This is a genomic window from Mycobacterium sp., from assembly GCF_049683935.1.
GTDB lineage: Bacteria > Actinomycetota > Actinomycetes > Mycobacteriales > Mycobacteriaceae > Mycobacterium.
This window is the reverse complement of record NZ_JBAUJR010000113.1, coordinates 14419-30825: the sequence shown is the minus strand read 5'-3', so window position 1 is coordinate 30825 and position 16407 is coordinate 14419. Positions and strand designations below refer to the sequence as shown.

The 16407-nt window shown below is 67.0% G+C and carries 18 protein-coding genes and 1 pseudogene; 15 read left to right on the top strand and 4 right to left on the bottom strand.

Annotated features, from left to right (window positions below):
* The 6 genes and pseudogenes from WA965_RS06560 to WA965_RS06535 form a co-directional block, all read left to right on the top strand.
* Positions 1–463 (top strand): annotated as a pseudogene (locus tag WA965_RS06560) (signal recognition particle-docking protein FtsY); the annotation flags it as partial.
* A 249-nt stretch (positions 464–712) separates the two neighbouring features.
* Entirely contained in the window at positions 713–2038 is a 1326-nt protein-coding gene (locus tag WA965_RS06555; protein ID WP_526299626.1) for an ammonium transporter, read from the top strand.
* A gap of 51 nt (positions 2039–2089) precedes the next feature.
* Positions 2090–2428, top strand: coding sequence for a P-II family nitrogen regulator (locus tag WA965_RS06550; protein ID WP_159228836.1), 339 nt, complete (start codon positions 2090–2092; stop codon positions 2426–2428).
* An 82-nt stretch (positions 2429–2510) separates the two neighbouring features.
* Complete coding sequence (locus WA965_RS06545) at positions 2511–4985, top strand: [protein-PII] uridylyltransferase (RefSeq protein WP_526299624.1); 2475 nt, start codon at positions 2511–2513, stop codon at positions 4983–4985.
* 80 nt (positions 4986–5065) lie between these two features.
* Positions 5066–6631 (top strand): signal recognition particle protein, encoded by a 1566-nt coding sequence (ffh, locus tag WA965_RS06540; protein WP_526299622.1) that lies wholly within the window; start codon positions 5066–5068, stop codon positions 6629–6631.
* Position 6632: 1 nt separating this feature from the next.
* Positions 6633–7712 (top strand): metal-dependent hydrolase family protein, encoded by a 1080-nt coding sequence (locus tag WA965_RS06535; protein WP_526299620.1) that lies wholly within the window; start codon positions 6633–6635, stop codon positions 7710–7712.
* Between the two features lie 114 nt (positions 7713–7826).
* Here the strand turns inward: WA965_RS06535 and WA965_RS06530 are convergent, their stop codons facing one another.
* Both WA965_RS06530 and WA965_RS06525 read right to left on the bottom strand, forming a co-directional pair.
* Positions 7827–8666, bottom strand: a complete 840-nt coding sequence (locus WA965_RS06530; protein ID WP_526299618.1) for a D-alanyl-D-alanine carboxypeptidase family protein — start codon at positions 8664–8666, stop codon at positions 7827–7829.
* Between the two features lie 79 nt (positions 8667–8745).
* Complete coding sequence (locus tag WA965_RS06525; RefSeq protein ID WP_526299616.1) at positions 8746–9630, bottom strand: D-alanyl-D-alanine carboxypeptidase family protein; 885 nt, start codon at positions 9628–9630, stop codon at positions 8746–8748.
* Positions 9631–9686: 56 nt separating this feature from the next.
* On the opposite strand from WA965_RS06525, the gene WA965_RS06520 reads away from it, so the two are divergent.
* Positions 9687–10106 (top strand): nuclear transport factor 2 family protein, encoded by a 420-nt coding sequence (locus tag WA965_RS06520; protein WP_178362194.1) that lies wholly within the window; start codon positions 9687–9689, stop codon positions 10104–10106.
* 1 nt (position 10107) lies between these two features.
* On the opposite strand, the gene WA965_RS06515 is transcribed toward WA965_RS06520, so the two are convergent.
* Positions 10108–10599, bottom strand: coding sequence for a nuclear transport factor 2 family protein (locus WA965_RS06515; RefSeq protein WP_526299614.1), 492 nt, complete (start codon positions 10597–10599; stop codon positions 10108–10110).
* A 218-nt stretch (positions 10600–10817) separates the two neighbouring features.
* Between WA965_RS06515 and rpsP the strand changes: the two genes are divergently transcribed.
* The 4 genes from rpsP to trmD are packed head-to-tail and all read left to right on the top strand — an operon-like array spanning position 10818 to position 12814.
* Positions 10818–11327 (top strand): 30S ribosomal protein S16, encoded by a 510-nt coding sequence (gene rpsP / locus WA965_RS06510; protein WP_526299612.1) that lies wholly within the window; start codon positions 10818–10820, stop codon positions 11325–11327.
* Positions 11328–11335: 8 nt separating this feature from the next.
* On the top strand, positions 11336–11578 hold the full coding sequence (locus WA965_RS06505) for an RNA-binding protein (RefSeq protein WP_005148848.1): 243 nt from the start codon (positions 11336–11338) through the stop codon (positions 11576–11578).
* Between the two features lie 10 nt (positions 11579–11588).
* Complete coding sequence (rimM, locus tag WA965_RS06500) at positions 11589–12119, top strand: ribosome maturation factor RimM (protein WP_526299610.1); 531 nt, start codon at positions 11589–11591, stop codon at positions 12117–12119.
* 8 nt (positions 12120–12127) lie between these two features.
* Positions 12128–12814, top strand: a complete 687-nt coding sequence (gene trmD, locus WA965_RS06495; protein WP_526299608.1) for a tRNA (guanosine(37)-N1)-methyltransferase TrmD — start codon at positions 12128–12130, stop codon at positions 12812–12814.
* Here trmD and WA965_RS06490 read toward each other — a convergent pair.
* The gene (locus WA965_RS06490; RefSeq protein WP_526447249.1) at positions 12811–13752 is read right to left on the bottom strand and encodes a serine hydrolase; all 942 of its coding nucleotides are present in this window, start codon (positions 13750–13752) and stop codon (positions 12811–12813) included. The genes trmD and WA965_RS06490 overlap by 4 nt on opposite strands.
* A gap of 310 nt (positions 13753–14062) precedes the next feature.
* Between WA965_RS06490 and rplS the strand changes: the two genes are divergently transcribed.
* From rplS to WA965_RS06470, 4 genes are read left to right on the top strand one after another with little or no spacing between them, the layout of a single operon-like run.
* Positions 14063–14404: a 50S ribosomal protein L19 gene (rplS, locus tag WA965_RS06485; RefSeq protein ID WP_178362200.1), complete on the top strand. Its 342-nt coding sequence runs from the start codon at positions 14063–14065 to the stop codon at positions 14402–14404.
* Between the two features lie 48 nt (positions 14405–14452).
* Positions 14453–15280 carry a signal peptidase I gene (lepB, locus tag WA965_RS06480; RefSeq protein WP_526301145.1) on the top strand — a complete coding sequence of 276 codons (828 nt, stop codon included), beginning with the start codon at positions 14453–14455 and terminating at the stop codon, positions 15278–15280.
* Positions 15281–15296: 16 nt separating this feature from the next.
* On the top strand, positions 15297–16055 hold the full coding sequence (locus WA965_RS06475; protein WP_526301143.1) for a ribonuclease HII: 759 nt from the start codon (positions 15297–15299) through the stop codon (positions 16053–16055).
* Complete coding sequence (locus WA965_RS06470) at positions 16052–16357, top strand: DUF2469 domain-containing protein (RefSeq protein WP_011895015.1); 306 nt, start codon at positions 16052–16054, stop codon at positions 16355–16357. The genes WA965_RS06475 and WA965_RS06470 overlap by 4 nt, the downstream gene beginning before the upstream one ends.
* The last annotated feature ends 50 nt before the right edge of the window (positions 16358–16407 follow it).

Sequence of the window (16407 nt, the reverse complement as noted above, 5' to 3'; positions counted from 1 at the left end):
GCTGCAGACGTGGGCGTCACGCGTCGGCGCACAGGTCGTGCGTGGCCCCGAGGGCGCCGACCCGGCGTCGGTGGCGTTCGACGCCGTGGACACCGGCATCACCACCGGGGCCGACGTCGTCGTCATCGACACCGCCGGCCGGCTGCACACCAAGACCGGGCTGATGGACGAGCTCGGCAAGGTCAAACGAGTTGTGAGCAAGCGCGCGGCGGTCGACGAAGTGCTGCTCGTGCTGGACGCGACGATCGGCCAGAACAGCCTGCCGCAGGCGCGGGTGTTCGCCGAGGTCGTCAACATCACCGGGGTGGTGCTGACCAAGCTGGACGGCACCGCCAAGGGCGGCATCGTGTTCCGTGTTCAACAGGAGCTCGGCGTGCCGGTCAAACTCGTCGGTTTGGGCGAAGGACCAGACGACCTTGCGCCGTTCGAGCCGGCCGCGTTCGTCGACGCGCTTCTGGGCTGACCCGCCCGACGCAGCAACGCGGGACGGTAATCCTTTCACGCGGAGCCGGATTTTGCTGATCTTGGTCAGCGAAACACGAGCGTAACGATTTGGGCGAATCCGTTCACGCAGAAGAAACACAACAGCATCACAGGTGAAACGCATGCCTAAGAGTCTCTTCGGGAGGCCGATCCTGTCGGCCGTCATCCCCAAGGAGGTTCACACAAAGTGGTTGGCTTGCACGATGTAGCCCTAGCCATACCGGACGACATGTTTCTGCCGTTCGGGCCTGACGGCCTGAGCGCCGGTGATACGGCATGGGTACTCACGTCCGCCGCGCTGGTGTTGTTCATGACACCCGGTCTGGCATTCTTCTACGGCGGCCTGTCCCGGCAGAAGTCCGTCCTCAACATGATGATGATGTCGTTCAGCTCGCTGGGCCTGGTCAGCGTCATCTACGTGCTGTGGGGCTACTCGATGTCCTTCTCCTCGGCGCATACCGGCGAGGATCCCGGTCTCTTCTTCGACAGCCCCTTTGCACTCTTCGGCGTCAACCAACTTGCCGAGGTGCGCGAGATCGGTGGTGTCGACACCTTCGTCTCCGGCGGATTCGGTACGGTGCCCGCGATCGTCTGGGTGGCGTTCCAGCTGACCTTCGCGGTGATCACCGTCGCGCTGATCTCGGGTGCGGTCGAAGGCCGGATGAAGTTCGGCACCTGGCTGGTGTTCGGCGGACTCTGGGTCACGCTGGTGTACTTCCCGCTCTCGCACATGGTCTGGGGCGGTGGCCTGCTGTCGGCCAGTGATCAGGGCCTCGCGGCCAGGATGTTCGGCGTGGACGAGGAGGGCGGCGCCAACGTCGCACCCATCGACTTCGCCGGCGGCACCGTGGTGCACATCAACGCCGGTATGGCCGCGCTCGTGCTGGCAATCCTGCTGGGCAAGCGCAGTGGATTCGGCAAAACCGCCTTCCGCCCGCACAACATCCCGTTCGTGATGCTGGGTGCGGCGATCCTGTGGTTCGGCTGGTTCGGCTTCAACGTCGGCTCCGAAGGCGCCGCCGATATGCTCGCGGGCCTGGTGTGGGTGAACACCACCGCTGCCACCGCGGCCGCGATGCTGGCCTGGCTGGTGGTCGAGCGCATCCGTGACGGCCACGCCACCAGTGTGGGCGCCGCGTCGGGTGTGGTCGCTGGTCTGGTCGCCATCACGCCGGCGTGCGGCAGCCTCACGCCCATCTGGTCGCTTGTCGTCGGTGCGGTCGCAGGTGTGCTGTCCTCGCTGGCGATCGGGATGAAATACAAGTTCGGCTACGACGATTCGCTCGACGTCGTCGGCGTGCACCTCGTCGCCGGACTGTGGGGCACCGTTTCGCTCGGGTTCTTCGCCACTGAGACCGGTCTTTTCACCGGCGGCAACTTCCAGCAGCTGGTCGTGCAGGTCGTCATCGCTGTGGTGGCACTCGTGTTCACCGCGGTCCTGACCGCCATCATCGCCTTCGCCGTCAAGCCGCTGGGCTGGCGGGTGTCCAAGGAGGACGAGGACACCGGCATCGACGAGACCGAGCATGCGGAAACCGCTTATGAACTCGTCTGATCGGGAACTATGGGTAGAGGCATTCACAATGGCTGCGAAGGGATCCACTAAATGAAGCTGATCACAGCGATCGTCAAGCCGTTCACGCTGGAGGATGTCAAGACCGGTCTCGAACAGACGGGCATTCTCGGGATGACCGTCAGCGAGGTTCAGGGTTACGGTCGTCAGAAGGGCCACACCGAGGTGTACCGCGGTGCGGAGTACTCGGTGGACTTCGTCCCGAAGGTGCGTGTCGAGGTCGTCGTCGACGATGCCGCAGTCGACAAGGTCGTGGACGTGATCGTCCAGGCCGCTCGCACCGGCAAGATCGGCGACGGCAAGGTGTGGGTCAGCCCGGTCGACACCGTCGTTCGTGTGCGCACCGGTGAGCGGGGGTCCGACGCCCTGTAACTCGACATCGTGGAATGAGCGGTCGTCTCCCGGCACTTGTACGGAACAGCGCTAGATCGGTAAGTGCCGGAGAGGACAACTCATGACAGGACAGAATCGACAGCCCGCCGCCGGAGCCCCCAGATGGGAGCGCCCGGCGGCGGGTTCGTCGCGTCCTGCAACCGATCTCGTCGCCGCCGCCGGGCAGCTCCTGACCGGAGGGTCCCGCCATCTCGACTCCGCGGCGTTGCGAAACGCACTGCTCGATCTCTACGACTTCTGGCTCACCACGAAGGCGACCGAGATCGGCATCACGGCCAACAGTGGCTTCGCGATCGTGGCGACGGGAGGTCTGGGCCGGGGCGAGATCCTGCCGTTCTCGGATCTCGATCTGATGCTGCTGCACGACAACATGCCCGACGATGTCGTCGGCGAGGTCGCCGAGCTGCTGTGGTACCCGTTGTGGGATGCCAATATTCGGCTCGACCACAGCGTCCGGACCGTCCCGCAGGCCCTCAAGGTCGCCGGGGAGGACATCTCCGCCGGCCTGGCCATGCTCGAGGCCCGGCACATCGCCGGCGACGCCGACATGTCCTCACTGCTCATCGGCGGAGCCCGAAGCCAGTGGCGCACCGGAATCGGCCCCCGCTTCGACGAACTCGTCGAGCACACCCGCGCGCGTTGGCAGCGTAGCGGCCAGATCGCGCACCGGGCCGAGCCCGACCTCAAGTGCGGCAGAGGTGGTCTGCGCGACGTCCAACTGCTCAACGCGCTGGCTATCGCGCAACTGGCCGACGTGTATCCCAGCCGATCGCTGGCCTCACCGACGGAAACCCTTGGCGAAGCTCACCTTTCGCTGCTCAATGTCCGCACCGAGTTGCACCGGGTGGCAGGCCGTGGCCGCGAGCTGCTGCTGGCCCAGCATGCCGACGAGATCGGCGCGTCGTTGCGCATCGGCGACCGGTTCGACCTGGCCCGGATGCTCTCCGATGCCGCACGCACCGTCAGCTACTACGTCGACGCCGGCATTCGGACGGCGGCCAACTCGCTGCCCCGCCGCGGGCTGTCGGCACTGCGCAGGCCGGTGCGCCGTCCGATCGACGAAGGTGTCATCGAGTTCAACGGCGAGGTGATCCTGGCCCGCGACGCCCGTCCCGAGCGTGACCCCGGCCTGATACTGCGGGTCGCCGCCGCATCGGCGACCACGGGACTACCGATGGCCGGCTCGACCTTGGGGCGACTGGCCGAAACCGCGCCCGAGTTGCGCACCCCCTGGCCGCGCCAGGCGCTCAAGGACCTGCTCGTCATGCTGGCCGCCGGACCGTCGGCGGTCGGCACCATCGAAGCGCTCGACCGCACGGGGCTGTGGGGCCGGCTGTTCCCGGAGTGGGGGGCGGTCCGGGACCTACCTCCCCGCGACGTCGTCCACATCTGGACGGTAGACCGGCATCTGGTCGAAACCGTCTCCCGGGCAAGCGCATTCACGACAAGGGTGTCTCGCCCCGATCTTCTCGTGCTCGGCGCCCTGGTCCATGACATCGGCAAGGGCCGCGGCGGAGACCACAGCGTGATCGGGGCCGAACTGGCCACCCAGATCGGCACGAGGTTGGGGCTGTGGCCCTCGGACATCACCATCCTGTCCAAGGTCGTGCGCCATCATCTGCTGTTGCCGCAGACCGCCACCCGCCGTGACCTGCAGGACCCCCAGACGATCACCGCAGTCGTGGAGGCCCTGGGTGGCGACACCGTGGTGCTGGAACTGCTGCACGCTCTCGCCGAGGCTGATTCCCTGGCCACCGGCCCGGGCGTGTGGGGTGACTGGAAGGCCTCGCTGATCGGCGATCTGGTCCGGCGCTGCCGGTTGGTGATGGCCGGTGAACCACTGCCGCAGCCCGATCCCGTTGAGCCACGGTTCCTCTCGCTGGCCACCGAGGGGCGGGTGTACGTCGAGCTGTCGCCGGTCGACAACTCCCACATCTACAGCGTCACGATGGCGGTTCCGGATCGTCGGGGTCTGCTGTCCAAAGCGGCGGGTGTGCTGGCTTTGAATTCGCTGAGGGTGCACTCGGCATCGGTCAATTCGCACGGGGGTTCGGCGATCAACACGTTTGTCGTCTCTCCGCACTTCGGGACCCCACCGGCGGCGGAGTTGCTACGCCAGCAACTGATCCTCGCCGTGGAGGGAGAACTCGACGTGGTCGGGACCCTCGAGCAGCGCGGCATCGACACCGCGACCGCCGGCAGGGCGGGCGAGGCACGCGCCGCGGTCCCGATCAACGCCCCGGCCGCACCTCCCCGGGTCCTCTGGCACGATGTGGGCAACTCAGGACAGGTGGTCGCCGAGATCAGGGCCACCGACAGAGCCGGGATGTTGTCGTTGCTCACGGCGGTGTTCGAACGCGCCGGCGTCGATATCGCGTGGGCCAAGGTCACGACGCTGGGCTCCTCGGTCGTCGATGTCTTCGGGGTCGTGCTGCCTGCGGGCAGCGCGGGCAAGGCCCTTGCGCAGACGCTGGAACGTGACTTGTACGCCGTGCTGCCCGCGCCGCCGGTCAAACAGGTCGAGGAAGCCAGCTGAACAGGGCTGTCCTGACGTGGCTGAAGGCCTGCTCGGTGGGCTAGCCGGGCAGCACCGGTACGGACAAGTAGTCTGGCCTCGTGTTTGAATCCCTGTCCGACCGGTTGACCGGCGCGCTCTCGGGCCTGCGCGGCAAGGGCCGGCTCACCGACGCCGACATCGACGCCACCTCCCGCGAGATCAGGCTCGCGCTCCTGGAAGCCGACGTATCGCTGCCGGTGGTGCGTGAGTTCGTCGGCCGCATCAAGGAACGCGCCAAGGGCGCCGAGGTCTCGGGTGCGCTGAACCCGGCCCAGCAGGTCGTCAAGATCGTCAACGAGGAGCTCATCGGAATCCTCGGCGGCGAGACCCGCCAGCTCACCTTTGCCAAGACCCCGCCGACGGTGGTCATGCTCGCCGGCCTCCAAGGTTCCGGTAAGACCACACTTGCCGGCAAGTTGGCCAAATGGCTGAAGGCACAAGGGCATACACCTCTGCTGGTGGCCTGCGACCTGCAGCGCCCCGGAGCGGTCAGTCAGCTCCAGATCGTCGGTGAGCGGGCCGGCGTCAACGTCTTCGCCCCGCACCCAGGCACCGCACCGGGCGCCCCGGAGGTGAAGGGGACCGCCGACCCGGTGTCGGTGGCGGCGGCCGGTCTGGCGGAGGCCAAGGCCAAGCACTACGACGTCGTCATCGTCGACACCGCAGGCCGCCTGGGCATCGACGAGGAGCTGATGGGTCAGGCCGCGGCGATCCGTGACGCCGTCCAGCCCGACGAAACCCTGTTCGTCCTCGACGCGATGATCGGCCAGGACGCCGTCACCACCGCCGACGCGTTCCGCGAGGGCGTCGGATTCACCGGCGTCGTGCTCACCAAGCTCGACGGCGACGCGCGAGGTGGCGCCGCGCTGTCGGTACGCGAGGTCACCGGTGCACCGATTCTCTTCGCGTCGAGCGGCGAGAAGCTCGAGGACTTCGACGTCTTCCATCCTGACCGGATGGCCAGCCGGATCCTCGGGATGGGCGACGTGCTGTCGCTCATCGAGCAGGCCGAGCAGCATTTCGACGCCGAGCAGGCGGAGGCGACCGCGGCCAAGATCGGCAGCGGCGAGCTCACGCTGGAGGACTTCCTCGAACAGATGCTCGCGATCCGCAAGATGGGTCCGATCGGCAACCTGCTCGGCATGCTGCCGGGCGCGGGCCAGATGAAGGACGCGCTGGCGGCCGTCGACGACAACCAACTCGACCGCGTGCAGGCGATCATCCGGGGGATGACGCCGCAGGAGCGTGCCGACCCGAAGATCATCAACGCCTCGCGTCGGTTGCGCATCGCCAACGGCTCCGGTGTCGCGGTGTCCGAGGTCAACCAACTCGTCGACCGCTTCTTCGACGCCCGCAAGATGATGTCGCAGATGGCCGGCCAGATGGGCATGCCGTTCGCGCGTAAATCCGGATCGCGCAAAGCGGCCAAAGGCAAGAACAAGCAGAAGGGCAAGAAGGGGAAGGGGCCCACTCAGCCGAAGGTGCGCAATCCCCTCGGCGCGGGTACGCCCGGCATGCCTGCAGGCTTCCCGGATCTGTCGAACATGCCCAAGGGGCTCGACGAACTGCCACCGGGACTGGCCAACCTCGATCTGTCGAAACTGAAGTTCCCCAAAGGAAACTGACGTGCGACTGCACGTGCGTGGGCGCGGGTTGCCTGACGGCCAACCTGTGGAGTGGTGGGTTGTCGACGGCATGCTGAGCGCTGAACCGGTAGCCGACGCCGAGACGGTGTTCGGCGCCGACGGGGCCGGCGGATGGATCCTTCCCGGGCTGGTCGACGCGCACTGCCATGTCGGGCTCGGCCCGCACGGCCCGATCGAGGTGGACGAGGCGGCCGCCCAGGCCGAAACCGAGCGGGGCGCCGGCGCGCTGCTGCTGCGCGACGCGGGATCACCTACCGACACCCGCGGTTTCGATGAGCGTGCCGACCTGCCCCGCATCATCCGCGCCGGCCGCCACATCGCGCGCCCCAAGCGTTATCAGCGGGGCTTCGCCGTCGAACTCACCGACGAGTGGCAGCTACCGGATGCGGTGGCGCAGCAGGCGCGGTGGGGTGACGGCTGGGTCAAGCTGGTCGGCGACTGGATCGACCGTGATCTCGGTGACCTGGCCCCGCTGTGGTCCGATGATGTGCTCGAAGCGGCGATCGATGCCGCGCACGCCAACGGCGCCCGGGTGACGGCACACGTGTTCGGCGAGGACGCGTTGCCGGGGCTGATCAAGGCCGGTATCGACTGCATCGAGCACGGCACCGGGCTGACCGAGGACACCGTCGACCTGATGGTCGAGCACGGCACCGCGCTGGTGCCGACGCTGATCAACATCGAGAACTTCCCCGACATCGCCGCAGCGGCCAGCCGTTACCCCCGCTACGAACAACACATGCGGGCCCTGCACGCCACGTGCGCGGCCAGGATCGGTGCGGCTCGGGAGGCGGGCGTACCGATCTACGCGGGCACCGACGCGGGCAGTGCCGTCGCCCACGGCCGAATCGGTGAGGAGGTCGAGGCGCTCAAGGGCATCGGCATGACCCCGACCGAGGCGCTGGGCGCGGCCTGCTGGGATGCCCGGCAGTGGTTGGGCCGGCCGGCCCTCGAGCATGGGGCATCGGCCGACTTCGTCTGCTACGCCGACGATCCACGAGGCGGCGCGGCCGTCCTGGCCGATCCGACGCTGGTGGTGCTGCGCGGCGTCGCCTACTAGGTGTGATGTCGACTAGGCCCGCCGCGCCGCGTTGCCCACGAGAGTGAAGCCAGTGTCGTGATCGGGGGCGCGACCGCAGCCCGGAATGCTATTTCGCGCAGGGCGCCCGCCCGCCTAGCGGTTCTGGGCGAAGCCCCAGTCCAGCAGGCTTATCGCCTGCCCGTACAGGTCCCCGGTGCCATACATCTGGACGACGACGAGGCGGCGGTTCCCGCGTTGCGCGGCACCGAGATAGGTCTTGCGGGCCAGGTTGGTGTAACCGGTCTTGCCGCCGAGGTTGCCGGGATAGCGGGCCAGCAGTTCGTTCTGGTTGGTGAGCGTCTTGCCGGGGAACTGTGCGGTCGGCGACCGCATGATGTGGGCGATCAGCGGATACTTCAACGCCGCACGCATGATGACCGCGAGATCGTGCGGTGTGGTGACCGATTCCCAGCCAGGCCCATCCAGGCCCGACGGTGACGACGCCTTGGTGCTGCGCGCCCCGACGAGAGCGGCCTTGCGGTTCATCGCGGCCAACGCGACCGGTTTCCCGCCGAGCATGTCGGCGAGCATGTTGGCCGCATCGTTGCCCGACACCATCAGGATCGCTTCCACCAGTTGGCGGGTGGTGTACGCCTGGCCCGGTTTCAGCCCTACACAGGAACATTCGACTTCGGTGTGGGATGCGTTCGCTCTCGCGAAGTTGTCGGGTCGGAGGTGATCGAGCACCGTCATGGCGAGCAACACCTTGATGGTGCTGGCCGGGGCATAGGTGGCGTACGGGTCGCGGCTGGCGAGCACCTGCCCGGTATCCAGGTCGGCCAGTAGCCAGGCCTTGGCGGGTCCGTCCGGGATCGCCTGTGCAGCAGCGGGTTCCAAGGCGGGCTGGGCCATCGCACGGGGTGCGTCGATCATCGTGGCGGCAGGCAGCACCACGCTGAGGGCGAGCGCCAGCCCCGCGAAACTTCGTCGCACAAGTCGCGACGCTATCCACGCAAGGACTCGACAAGCGCGCGATCAGGTCTCCATCGGGTATCGACGGGCGCGCCCGGGTTTAGAGCTGGCTCACACCCGCGTTGGGTCCCAGCGCAAAACCCCAGTCGAGAAGGCTGGCCGCCTGATCCCAGTACGTGGGGGCGCCCTCCTTGACGAGGCCGTACATCAGCACCACGACCAGACGCTTGCCGTTGCGCTGAGCGCCGCCGACGAAGGTCTTGCGGGCGAGGTCGGTGTAGCCGGTCTTGCCGCCGAAGGTGCCGGGATATCGGTGGAGCAATTCGTCCTGGTTGACCAGGATCCTGTCGCCGGTCTTGGTGGGGAAGACCGCGGTGGGCATCGCGGTGATCTCAGCGAAGACCGGGTTGGCCATCGCGGCCCGGAAGATGACGGCCAGATCGCGGGGCGAGGACCACATGTCGATCCCGGGTCCGTCGATGCCCGACGGCGAACCCGCGTTCGTCCCGTAGGCGCCCACCAGCGCGGCCTTGCTGTTCATCTTCATCAGCGCGACGTCGCGACCGCCGAGCATGGTGGCCAACGTGTTGGCGGCGTCGTTGCCGGATACCAGCAGCAACGCTTCGAGCAGCTGCCGGGTGGTGTAGGTGAAACCCGGTGTGACGCCGGCGCAGTTGCACTCGACCTTGGTGTCCGCCTCGTTGGCGACGATCGTGGCGTCCAGCGGAAGCTCGTCGAGGACGGTCATGGCGAGCAGCACCTTGATGGTGCTGGCGGGGGCGTACTGGCCGAACTCGTCGCGGGCGGCGAGCACCGCGCCGGTGTCCATGTCGGCGACGAGCCATGCCTGGGCAGGCCCTTCGGGGATGGGCACCGAGCCTGCCGGCTGGCTGATTCCGGACACGGGTACCGTCGACGCAGTCGGCGCGGCGACCCCCGCGACCAGCAGCAGGGCGACGCCCAGGCACGTGAGAAGCCTCGTCATGACCGCTGAGTGTATGCCCGAGCCGGAGCCCGTGGCCGATCGTGTTCAATCAATCCATGTTGAGCCTCGAGGAGATCTCCGACCGGCTGGAAATCCAGCAGCTGCTTTTTGACTACTCCACCGCGATCGACCAGCGGCGGTTCGACGACCTCGACGCGGTGTTCACCCCCGACGCGTACATCGACTATCGCGTCGCCGGTGGCATCGCCGGTCACTTTCCGGAGATCAAGGCCTGGCTCCAAGAGGTGCTGCCGAACTTCCCGGCGTACTACCACATGCTCGGCAACGTGGATGTGCGTGTCACCGGCGACACCGCGACCTCGCGGGCGATCTGCTTCAACCCGATGGTGATGGGTGGGGAACAAGAGCAGATCTATTTTGTCGGGATCTGGTACGTCGACGAGTTCATCCGGACCGCGCAGGGGTGGCGGATGAGCAAGCGCGTCGAGGAGAAGTGCTTCGACAAGCTGCTGTAGCTCAGCGGACCAGTCTGCGGGCGATCGTGGCGGTCACCCTCTTGATCCGGTCGGAGATGTACAGCGAGATCACCATGTTGAAGACGTCCTCCCGCAACCGCGTGAGCGTCGATTCGGCGATGAGCCATCGACCGTCGACCTTCGTGTAGGTCTCGGTGTAGTGGCCGTAGCCGCGCAGGTTCACCCCGGGTGCCAGGCGTACGACGTCTTCCAGCGCCCACACCGCGTGCGCGGTCGTCGGCGAGGTCACGTCGATCTCCGGTGCGTGCACCTGATGCACCGTGGCGCGGTCGCCGAGGCTCTTGCGGGTGAACGCGACGAAGGGGTCGGCGCCGACGATGACCTTGCCGCCCGCCTTGGAGGTGTCACTGCGGAAATCGTCGGTGAACAGGCTTCGCCACGACGCCCAGTCCTTGGTGTCCAGGTGTCGGCAGTACCGGGCCTTCAACTGTTTGATCGACTCGATCTCCAGCAGAGTGGCTGCGTCGTTCATCGGGGGAGGGTGACACCATCGTTGACATTTGTAAAGTTCCGAGGAGGGGGCCGCACCGGGATTTCGTCCTACGGCGCTGGTTCTGGCACAATGAGCGGCTGTCTGCCCTGGGACTGAGACCCCGGCGCGGTCACACACGTAAGGCAAAACCGGACCGGGCAGCCCGCCCGCGTCGCTTGAATTGCACACGTGGCAATCACAGGAGAATTCGCACCACCATGGCTGTCAAGATCAAGCTCGCCCGCTTCGGCAAGATCCGCAATCCCCAGTACCGCATTTCCGTCGCCGACGCGCGTAACCGTCGCGACGGCCGCGCCATCGAGGTGATCGGTCGGTACCACCCGAAGGAAGACCCCAGCGTCATCGAGATCAACTCGGAGCGCGCCCAGTACTGGCTCAGCGTCGGCGCTCAGCCCACCGAGCCCGTCCTGCAGTTGCTGAAGATCACCGGTGACTGGCAGAAGTTCAAGGGGCTCCCCGGTGCGGAGGGCACGCTGAAGGTCAAGGAACCCAAGACCAGCAAGCTGGACCTGTTCAACGCCGCGCTCGCGGAGGCCGACGGTGCGCCGTCCGGCGAGGCCACCCAGCCCAAGAAGAAGAAGGCGCCCGCCAAGAAGGCCGAGCAGGCCGACGACAACGCCGAGCCTGCGGCCGAGAAGGCCGACGACAAGGCTGAGACCGAGACCGTCGCGGCGGCCGAGAGCGCCGACGCGCCCAGCGAGAGCTGAGAACGGCTGTGAGCTCAGTCGTCGTCGACGCGGTCGAACATCTGGTTCGCGGGATCGTCGACAACCCCGATGACGTCCGTGTCGACATGGTGACCAACCGTCGCGGGCGCACAGTCGAGGTGCACGTCCATCCCGAGGACCTCGGCAAGGTCATCGGTCGCGGCGGACGCACGGCGACCGCGTTGCGCACCCTGGTGGCCGGTATCGGCGGGCGGGGCATCCGCGTCGACGTGGTGGACACCGACCAGTAGGCATACGTCCATGGAGTTGGTCGTCGGGCGCGTGGCGAAGGCGCACGGCGTCACCGGTGAGGTTGTCGTCGACGTCCGCACCGACGATCCGGACGGCCGGTTCGGACGCGGTAAGACGTTGCGGGGCCGTGCTTCTCGCGGAGGCGCGGAACGCGACTACACCATCGAGTCGGTTCGTGAACACTCCGGGCGGTTGCTGCTGCGGCTGGCCGGAGTCGTCGGCCGCGACGCTGCCGAAGCGCTGAGGGGCACGCTTTTCCTGGTCGACGCCGACGACCTGCCACCGATCACCGAGCCCGACGAGTTCTACGACCATCAGCTCGAAGGGCTGCGGGTCCGGACGGTGGGCGGTGCCGATGTCGGCACCGTCGCCGAGGTGTTGCACACCGCCGCCGGTGAGTTGCTGAGCGTCAAATCCGTTGAGGGCCCTGAGATCCTGGTCCCGTTCGTGAGTGCGATCGTGACCACGGTCTCGCTCGCCGACGGCGTCGTCGAGATCGATCCGCCCGACGGTCTGCTCAATCTTGCCGATCTCGAGTGAGGTGCGCGGTGCGTATCGATGTGGTGAGCATCTTTCCCGCGTACCTTGAACCGCTGCGACAGTCGTTGCCGGGCAGGGCCATCGAGGCCGGCGTGGTCGAACTCGAGGTGCACGATCTGCGTGGCTGGACCCACGACGTGCATCGATCTGTCGACGACTCGCCCTACGGCGGCGGACCGGGAATGGTGATGAAGGCGCCGGTGTGGGGTGCGGCGCTCGACGAGATCTGTTCGGAGGAAACGCTTCTGGTGATCCCATCGCCGGCGGGCCGGCTGTTCACCCAAGCCGATGCGGCGCGCTGGAGCGGCGAACGCCACCTGGTTTTCGCCTGCGGCCGCTACGAGGGCATCGACCAGCGCGTTGCGCAGGACGCTGCGCGCCGCATGCGGGTCGAGGAAGTGTCGATCGGTGACTATGTGCTGCCCGGCGGTGAGTCGGCGGCGCTGGTGATGATCGAGGCGGTGGTCCGCCTGATGCCCGATGTGCTCGGCAATCCGCAATCCCACCGCTACGATTCACATTCCGATCTGGTCGGGGGGCTGCTGGAAGGGCCCAGTTACACCAGGCCTGCGAGCTGGCGAGGACTCGACGTACCGGAGGTGCTGCTCTCGGGCAATCACGCCAGGATCACCGCGTGGCGCCACGAACAGAGTCTCGAGCGGACCCGCGAACGCCGACCGGACCTGCTCGACTAGATCCGGCCGCCGGGGAACATCGTTTTGACGGCGTCGGTGATGGTCTGGCGGGCGGTGTCATCGTTGGTCGCCTGCATGGATCCGATGACCATCACGTAGCGGCGTTCGGGGCCGACGACACCGGTGGACAGGTGCATCCAGTCCGAGCCGACACAGCACATCCAGCCCTGCTTGACGGCGACTCGTTCGGCGAACAACCCCTCGGGGATGCCGAACCGCTGCGGATAGATGCCGCCGGGCACCATTCCGTCGGGCGCCGTGGGTGTCGATCCCGCCAGGTCGGACAGGATGATGCCCGCCTGCTCGGGCGGCAGTCCGCCGGTTCCCGCCAACAGCATGTCGTAGTAACGCACCAGGTCGGTCGGCGTGCTGATGGTGTTGAACCAGCGGCCGTTGCTCGGCGGACGGGTGGAACCCAGCCCGTACCGGGCGACCACCCGGTTGATGATGGCGCTGCCACCGCTGCGGTTCCAGAAGACCTCGGCGGCACTGTCGTCCGAGGACCGCAGCATGACGTCGAGCGATCGACGGTCTTCCGGACTCAGTGTCGTCTCGCCCTTGGACACCTGCAGCAGCAGGTCGTCGGCGATGAACAGCTTGACCACCGACGCGATGGCGATCGTCATGTTGTTGCCGTTCGTCACCAATTGACCGGTGTTGCGGTCGAGTACCGCCGCGGTGATGTCGGCGCCCGCCTCAGCGGCCTGGGCGGTCGCCTGCCGTTCCCGCTCCGCCAGGCCGGTGAACCCGGCGGCGGGCTCGTCGGGGGGGACTTCGGGAAGCGGCGCCATGGTCCCCAGAGGTGCGACGACCGTGCGCGGTGGCTCCGGAGGAGCGGGGGGCGAACCATGCACCTGGGCCTCGCATCCGGCCACCACCAAGGCACCGACAGCGATCGCTGCGGTGGCCTTGACCAGCCTCAACGGACGCCGTTGCATCGGTGATCCTCCAAGGGTTCTGTTGCCCGGGCCGACTGACGAACCGACCTCGTCGAGGCGGTATACCCGCTTTTCCCAGGGTAGCCTCGTCAAACCGACCCTGCCGTGCGCGCCGGGGTGGCCTTGCCCACGCTCGGGTCGGTGGCGGCGGATTTCGGGGAACCGGCCTCCGTCTGGCACAATTGGGCAGTTGTCTGTGCACGGGCGGAAACGCCGCACGACTCACCCAAGACGTCCGAATCACCCATCGGCTCGGCACGCGTCATCGTGACGCACGCCGGCAGCCGCGAACAGCAAGGAAGTGTCACCGATGAACACGCTGGATTTCATCGACCAGACGTCGATGCGCGACGACGTCCCGGCCTTCGGCGCCGGCGACACCGTCAACGTCCATGTGAAGGTCATCGAGGGCTCCAAGGAGCGCATTCAGGTCTTCAAGGGTGTGGTTCTGCGGCGCCAGGGCGGCGGGGTCCGCGAGACCTTCACCGTCCGCAAGGAGAGCTACGGTGTCGGCGTCGAGCGCACCTTCCCCGTGCATTCGCCCAACATCGACCACATCGACATCGTCACTCGCGGTGACGTGCGCCGCGCGAAGCTGTATTACCTGCGCGAGCTGCGTGGCAAGAAGGCGAAGATCAAGGAAAAGCGCTGACCTCCCAGGCCGCTCCGGGTTCACTGGCGCGCTCGTTACGCTGATCCCGTGACCGGACCCGCAGAAGGCCCAGACCCGGACGATTCGACGACCGAGCACGCCGGAGTCGACACCTCGGAGTCCGGCGCCGAGCAGGAACCAGACAAGAAAAAGCGCGGTGCCGTTCGCGAAGCGGCGATTCTGATCACCGTCGCGATGGTCCTGTACTACGTGATGCTGACGTTCATCGCCCGGCCGTATCTGATTCCGTCCGAGTCGATGGAACCCACCCTGCACGGGTGTCCCGGGTGTGTCGGAGACCGCATCATGGTGGACAAGCTGTCCTACCGGTTCACCTCTCCGGAGCCCGGCGACGTGGTCGTCTTCAAGGGTCCGCCCAACTGGAGCATCGGTTACCAGTCGATCCGGTCGGACAACCCCGCCATCAGGGCGGTGCAGAACGCGCTGTCCTTCATCGGGTTCGTCCCGCCCGACCAGAACGATCTGGTGAAGCGGATCATCGCGGTGGGCGGGCAGACCGTCGAGTGCCGAGCGGACACCGGACTCACCGTCGACGGCGAAGAGCTCAACGAGCCGTACCTCGACCCGGACACCATGATGGCCGACCCAGCGGTGTACCCGTGCCTGGGTAACGAATTCGGCCCGGTCACGGTGCCGGAGGACAGGATCTGGGTGATGGGCGACAACCGCACCCATTCGGCGGACTCGCGCAGCCACTGCAGCAACCGGCCTGAGGACGCGCAGAACGGGTTGCTCTGTACCGGCGATCCTGTGGCCGGGACCATTCCGGTGGAGAATGTCATCGGTAAGGCCCGTTTCATCGCCTGGCCGCCGTCGCGGTGGGGTGGCGTGAATTCGACGGACCCGCAGAGCTAACGGGAGGCCGTGACACGTGCGTGCTGCGTGGCCGCCGAGAGTGGTGATCCGTAAATCGTCCGGCCTCCGCACGCTGGAATCCGCGCTCTACCGTGCCGGACTGGGTCCCGTCGCCGGCGTCGACGAGGTGGGCCGCGGTGCGTGCGCCGGGCCGCTGGTGGTGGCAGCGTGTGTGCTCGGACCGAACCGGTTGGAGAGTCTGGCGGCACTCGACGATTCCAAAAGGCTCAACGAGACCGAACGGGAGCGGCTGTTCCCGTTGATTCGGCGCTATGCGCTGGCCTACAACGTGGTGTTCATCCCGTCGGTCGAGGTCGATCGCCGGGGAGTGCATGTCGCGAACATCGAGGGGATGCGGCGGGCCGTGGCAGGACTGCCGCTTCGGCCCGGTTATGTGTTGTCCGACGGATTCCGGGTGCCGGGGCTGCCGACGCCGTCGCTACCGGTGGTGGGCGGCGACGCCGCAGCGGCCTGCATCGCCGCGGCGAGTGTGCTGGCCAAAGTCAGCCGCGACCGGCTGATGGTGGCGATGGAGAGCGACCACCCCGGCTACGGGTTCGCCGAGCACAAGGGCTACAGCACCCGCGCTCACAGCGCGGCGCTGACCAGGCTCGGCCCGTCCGAGCAACACCGGTACTCGTTCATCAACGTGCGGCGCCTGGTCACCGCCGGCGCCGAGGGGGAACCCGGGGAGCATGCCGAACTCACGTGCGGGAAGATTGGGCCACCGAGCCCAATGGACTCCGATCTACATGAAGGACAGCTGAGCCGATGAGTGCCGAAGATCTCGAGAAGTACGAAACCGAGATGGAGCTCTCGCTCTACCGCGAATACAAGGACATCGTCGGGCAGTTCAGCTACGTCGTGGAGACGGAGCGGCGGTTCTACCTGGCCAACAGCGTCGAGATGATTCCGCGCAACGCCGACGGCGAGGTCTACTTCGAGCTTCGCCTGGGTGACGCCTGGGTGTGGGACATGTACCGGCCGGCCCGTTTCGTCAAGCAGGTCCGGGTGATCACCTTCAAGGACGTCAACATCGAAGAGGTCGAGAAGCCCGAACTGCGGCTGCCCGAGTAGCTCAGGGAATTCTCGCCGCGGGTGACAGACTGGCAGGGTGACTTCTACCC